Raw genomic sequence first — 5,772 nt, 5'->3', positions numbered from 1 at the left:
CCAGTCAGGCTTTCTGTAAATCGACCAATCCAACGGTAGCGTCGATTCAGGTGAATGAAACCGGAGTGATCTGGTACAATGCACCAACCGGCGGAACAGTAGTCACTTCAACTACGCCATTAACAACGGGAACCTACTATGCCGCTTTGGTTGATCCAACTTCGGGTTGTGAAAGCTCTATCCGATTGGCGGTAGCGGTTCAGATAAACGATGCGCCAACGCCAACAACAAACGATACGACTCAGGACTTCTGTCAGACTGCCAATCCAACGGTAGCGTCGATTCAGGTAAACGAAACCGGAGTAATCTGGTACAATGCGCCAACCGGCGGAACCGTAGTGGCATCAAACACACCATTAACGGCAGGAACCTATTATGGTGTACTGGTTGATCCGGTTACCGGTTGTGAGAGCTCCATCCGATTGGCTGTTGCGGTTCAGTTCTTTAACGGAACACAGGCAACCATCACAGGTGGTTCTCCAACAGCTTGTATTCAGGATCAGGTGACGTATACAACCAATACCGGAATGTCCAACTATGTATGGGTGGTAAGCAGTGGCGGACAGATTGTAAACGGTGGTACAACAACCGATAATACAATTACCGTACTGTGGACACAAATCGGAGCCAATACCGTTAGCGTATCCTACAACGATGCCAACGGATGTAGCACGAGTAACTCGGCTGCAATGAATCTGAATGTAACCAACTGTTCGGATATCACTATTACCAAATCGGTTGACAATCCGACACCGTTTATTGATGACAATGTAGTCTTTACGATTACCGTTACCAATACGGGTCAGGCACAATTCCAGAATATTATTGTAAACGAAGCAATTCCGAATGGCTATGCATTTGTGAGTATGGTAGTTTCCCACGGAACCTATAACAACAATACCGGAATCTGGACGATTCCGACGCTAAATGCCAATCAGGTGGCAACTTTACAACTTACCGTTAAAGTTTTATTCTCAGGCGATTATTTGAATACGGCTACCATAACGAGTTCCGACCCGGTAGATGTAGATGTAAACAACAATACCGCCAGTGCTTCAGTAGAACCGAAATGTTTGGTGGTATACAACGAGTTTACCCCTAACGACGACGGAGCCAACGATGTATTCACGATTAAATGTGCCGAACATTTCCCGAATAACTCCTTAGAAATATTCAACCGTTACGGTAATCTGGTTTATAAAACAAGATATTACCAAAACGACTGGAAAGGAATTTCGAATGTCAACGGAACGTTTGACGGATCCGTTTTACCTACAGGAACATATTACTATGTTTTTGATACGGGAGACAATACAGGTACTGTTAAAACCGGATGGGTTTATATCATGAGATAATCATGATATAACCTTTCCAAAGTTTTTTATCAATTAAATACGACGCAATATGAGAATCAATATAAAACTAATAGCCATAAGTTTTTTAGGAGCGGCATTTTTGCTACCTCAAAAGACAAAAGCACAACAAAATCCGGAGTATACGCAGTACATGTACAATACCATCACCATCAATCCCGGATATACAGGTTCACCCGGAGTACTGGAAGCCAATTTGCTACTCCGTTCGCAATGGGTGGGAATCGATGGTGCTCCGAGAACAGGAACGTTGGGAGTACATTCGCCGATATCCGATAAAATCGGTTTGGGGCTAAATGTAATCGCCGACAAAATCGGGCCGTCTACCGAGACGTCTGCATCCGGAAACTTTTCATACACCCTTAACCTGGGCTATAAAGCCAAATTGGCATTCGGTTTAAAAGCCGGTGCCAGGGTTTTAAATGTCGACTGGTCCAAAGGGCGGTATTTAGATAGTAATGATGTGCTGTTAAACAACAATATTTCCAATAAGATCATGCCATTAATCGGTGCCGGTTTGTACTTGTATGGCGAAAAGTGGTATTTGGGTGCCTCTGTTCCGAATTTCATCAAACAGGATTATTACGATGATATTCAGGAATCGGTAATGGCCGACAAACTACACTATTATCTTATCGGAGGATATGTATTTGATGTCACGGATGGGCTTAAATTCAAACCTTCCGTAATGTTAAAAGCGGTTTCGGGAGCACCGTTGGCCGCCGATTTATCGGCAAATTTCTTGATTCAGGAAAAGGTAACATTGGGTGCTTCCTATCGTTGGGACGACTCGGTGAGTGCGATGGCCGGATTGCAATTCCTGGATCATTTCTTTATAGGATATGCATTCGATTATTCCACAACCAAATTAAACAAATACAACGATGGAACGCATGAAATCATTTTGCGTTTCCAACTGCCACCGAAATCATCAGCAATTAAATCACCACGATTTTTCTAATACCGAAGTATATGAAGAAAATACTATTTTTCAGCCTGTTATTTTGTATCCATTTTACCTATGCTCAGCAAAAGCTGAAGGACGCCGACAAACTGTTTCACGGAATGTGTTATGTAGATGCGGCCAAAGCATATGAAGAATATTTGGAAAAGGAACCCAATCCGTCGATACAAACGTTAATGAATGTAGGGGATACGTACTATTATCTTGGTGATATGCGTAAAGCCTTAACCTGGTATAAGAAATTATATACGGTACAGGGGCAAAACCTGAACGAAGTATATATGTTGCGCTACACGCAAACGCTTCGTGGCGTACGCGATTATGAAGATGCAAATAAGATCACTAAAGAATACCTCAAAGGCAAAGGAAATCAGGAGATGATCGATAGTTTTAATGCCCAGCAGAAATACAATGACAGTTTGGCACAGAAGCCATCACTTTATAAGATTGTACCGTTGGAAATTAATACATCGTATTCCGATTTCGGATCGACTTTCTATGGAAACCAGTTGGTGTATTCATCCAGTAAAAAAGGAGGAAAACTGATCAAACGACTGTATTCCTGGAACGAACAACCTTTCCTGTCGTTTTATGTAGCCGACAGAAATGCGTCGACCGGTGCTTTGTTTAACGAAAAGCCGTTTTATGAAGAAATCAACTCCAATTATCACGATGCGACCTTGACGTTTTCACCGGATTTAAAAACGATCTATTTTACAACCAATGCGACCAAAAAGAATAAAAACAAACTGAAAATCGACAAGGAAGGTGTGAACAACTTCCAGATCTTCCGCGGAACAATTGAAAACGGAAAAGTGATCAATATCGAAAAAATGTTTTTCAACAGTTATGAATATAGCGTTGGACATCCGTCGTTAAGTCCGGATGGGAAATGGTTGTTTTTTGTGTCTGATATGCCGGGCGGATATGGGGAAACCGACATTTATGTAGCCGAAGTTTTTGCCGACGGAAGTATTAATACGCCACAAAATCTGGGACCAAAAATCAATACGATCGGACGGGAAATGTTTCCGTATTACAACAACGGTATATTGTATTTTTCATCCGATGGACATTACGGTTTTGGTGGATTGGATGTGTACGAAAGCAAACATTCCGGTAAGTTAAATTTTGACGAGCCTAAAAACCTGGGCGAACCGGTTAATAGTAATAAAGATGATTTTTCGTATATCATTGATGCTGAAACCAAATATGGCTATTTTTCGTCCAATCGTGACGGAGGTAAAGGCGATGACGATATTTATTTCTTTACGAAGTCAAAAGCCGAATGCAACCAGTTTGTATCCGGAACGGTTGTAAGTGCTAAAACAAAACTGCCTATTGCCGGTGCGGCGATAAAAGTGTACGATTCGTTTGGCGATTTAAAATTCGAAACCGCAACGGGCGAAGATGGCAAATACCAGATCACAATTCCGTGTAGTGCGACCTATAAATTTGATGCTTCGAAAGAGGGATTTGCCAATCAAGATAAACCGGTAGTAGCCAACGCTAAAAATGAAGCAAAATTGTCGGTAGATTTTGAATTGGCGAAACTGGAAGATTTTACCGTTAAAGATGGTAAAAATGAAAAAATTGATGTGAATCCGATTTATTTCGATTACAACAAATGGGATATTACACCACAAGCGGTAACCGAATTGGATCGCGTGGTTTATGTAATGCGAACATTCCCAAAAGTAAAAATCAAAATCGAATCGCACACCGATTCCAGAGGAACGGATTCCTATAACCTGAAATTATCGGATAATCGTGCCAAAGCGACACAACGCTATATTATCGAATCCGGAATTGAGCCGGAACGAGTTTTAAGCGCGATCGGATATAGCGAAACGCGACCAAAAAACAAATGCCGCAACGGAGTAAAATGTACCGAAGCGGAATATGCGGTGAACCGTCGTTCCGATTTTATTATCGTAGAAAAATAAATTAGACTTAATAAAAACAAAAAGGAGTTCCAGTCGGAACTCCTTTTTTAATTAAAGATATCAAGAACACCTTTTATTTTCCAAATCTCATCTATTTTGTCTTTCTTGATCTCATTTTTAGCAGAAAAGATGGACTCTTTTCGCGATATAAGTGTTAATTGCGATTCGTCAGTTTCATTTTGTAAAACTTTAGACATATACAATCCTTTTTCTTTGCTGATCAAAACAGCGTACGAATTGCTGGCAATATCGCTGGCGCTGGCTTCTTCGCAGATTACGAAAGTATTTTCTTTAATATCCGGTTCCATTTCGGAAGTATTCACCTGGAATACCATCGAACGCTTTTGTTGTAAAAATGGGATATTAATGGTTGGAATATCGCTTCTTTCAAGATTTAACTCACCGGTAGTATATTGAAAAAGCATCTCTTTCGTAATAATCGGTGTTGTTTTTTTCTTAAAGTTGAAGTTCTCATTTCCAAGGAAAATCTCGTTCAGATCAATGTTAGCTTTGTTACATTGCGCGATGATGGATTCATAGTCGAGCGTATTTCGCTTCTTCCAACTAGAGATGGTGTTCGGCTTAATATTCAGTAATTCGGCTAATTGTGCATCTGTTTTTATTTTAAAGACCTTTTTAACACGCGTTAAGATACTTTTCGCGGTTTGTATGTTTCCCTCTTGCATTTTCAGGTTCTAATATAATTATCAATTCATTAACTGTTCCTAAACTATTTTGTCAAAAAATATGCCATGATTGTAAGGAAAATTATTTTTTTTACAATAAGGTGTTCTTTTTTTAACAGCGCTGTAAAATGGAATTAATTTACTTATATAAATAATTTTGGATTTGAATTACGGTTTTTCCGTAATTTTTACAACAGAACAAAAATAATTACTTTTTTGGTTTCTAGGAACATAATTTTCACAATTATTTACTAAAAATCGCAAGACGCTATTTTTTATAAGAAAAATAGGAAAAATAATGCCATTCCTCTAAGGTTTATCATAAAGGAATGGCTGGGAGATATGGGGTATAGGGCTAACGTAAACGTTCAACAAGAATTATGGAGCGGTAGGATGTTCCGGATTTTCCGGTAATGGTATAAGGAATACTGCCATCATTCTGTACTGAAAAATAGATGGGAGTGGAGGCGGCTGTCAGCGTAACGAAGTCGTTAAAAATGCAATCATTTTTTACTAAATCGGCAGCAATACCCAAACTTAGAAGTCCGGTGGCATTAAAGGTGGAATATTGACGGGAGTATTCCGTGCCATTTACATAGAAACGGAAATTAAGGTTATTGGTAGTCGAAAGACTTAATAAACCGCTACTACCGTTTGTATAGGATGCTTTTAGGGTAATTTTATAAGTTCCCGGTGGTAAATTGATAAAATCCTTATCGGTGGCAAGTGCGCCTCCTTCGGTAAAGGAGCTTCCGGTTATCGTATTGATAAAATTGTTACCACCCATTTCGGTAGCGTCATTA

The 5,772-nt window shown here is 39.9% G+C and carries 5 protein-coding genes; 3 read left to right on the top strand and 2 right to left on the bottom strand.

Annotated elements, in window-relative coordinates; genetic code table 11:
- The 3 genes from Q1R07_RS11015 to Q1R07_RS11005 all read left to right on the top strand — a co-directional run.
- A partial coding sequence (locus Q1R07_RS11015; protein ID WP_300489937.1) for a gliding motility-associated C-terminal domain-containing protein occupies positions 1-1,355 on the top strand: 1,355 nt, incomplete at its 5' end.
- Positions 1,356-1,404: 49 nt separating this feature from the next.
- Positions 1,405-2,334, top strand: a complete 930-nt coding sequence (locus Q1R07_RS11010) for a type IX secretion system membrane protein PorP/SprF (RefSeq protein ID WP_300489932.1) — start codon at positions 1,405-1,407, stop codon at positions 2,332-2,334.
- Between the two features lie 11 nt (positions 2,335-2,345).
- Positions 2,346-4,283: an OmpA family protein gene (locus Q1R07_RS11005; RefSeq protein ID WP_300489929.1), complete on the top strand. Its 1,938-nt coding sequence runs from the start codon at positions 2,346-2,348 to the stop codon at positions 4,281-4,283.
- Between the two features lie 47 nt (positions 4,284-4,330).
- On the opposite strand, the gene Q1R07_RS11000 is transcribed toward Q1R07_RS11005, so the two are convergent.
- Together Q1R07_RS11000 and Q1R07_RS10995 are read right to left on the bottom strand one after the other, a co-directional pair.
- On the bottom strand, positions 4,331-4,969 hold the full coding sequence (locus Q1R07_RS11000; protein ID WP_300489926.1) for a helix-turn-helix domain-containing protein: 639 nt from the start codon (positions 4,967-4,969) through the stop codon (positions 4,331-4,333).
- Between the two features lie 355 nt (positions 4,970-5,324).
- On the bottom strand, positions 5,325-5,772 hold a 448-nt coding region (locus tag Q1R07_RS10995; RefSeq protein WP_300489923.1), incomplete at its 5' end, for a hypothetical protein.

It is taken from the genome of Flavobacterium sp. (assembly GCF_030146175.1).
GTDB lineage: Bacteria > Bacteroidota > Bacteroidia > Flavobacteriales > Flavobacteriaceae > Flavobacterium.
This window is presented reverse-complemented; position numbering and strand designations above follow the sequence as displayed.

Bases quoted from the DNA above. Each gene is read 5' to 3' on its own strand.
- Q1R07_RS11000 (WP_300489926.1), bottom strand. From the start codon at position 4,969: ATGCAAGAGGGAAACATACAAACCGCGAAAAGTATCTTAACGCGTGTT.
- Q1R07_RS11010 (WP_300489932.1), top strand. From the start codon at position 1,405: ATGAGAATCAATATAAAACTAATAGCCATAAGTTTTTTAGGAGCGGCA.
- Q1R07_RS11005 (WP_300489929.1), top strand. From the start codon at position 2,346: ATGAAGAAAATACTATTTTTCAGCCTGTTATTTTGTATCCATTTTACC.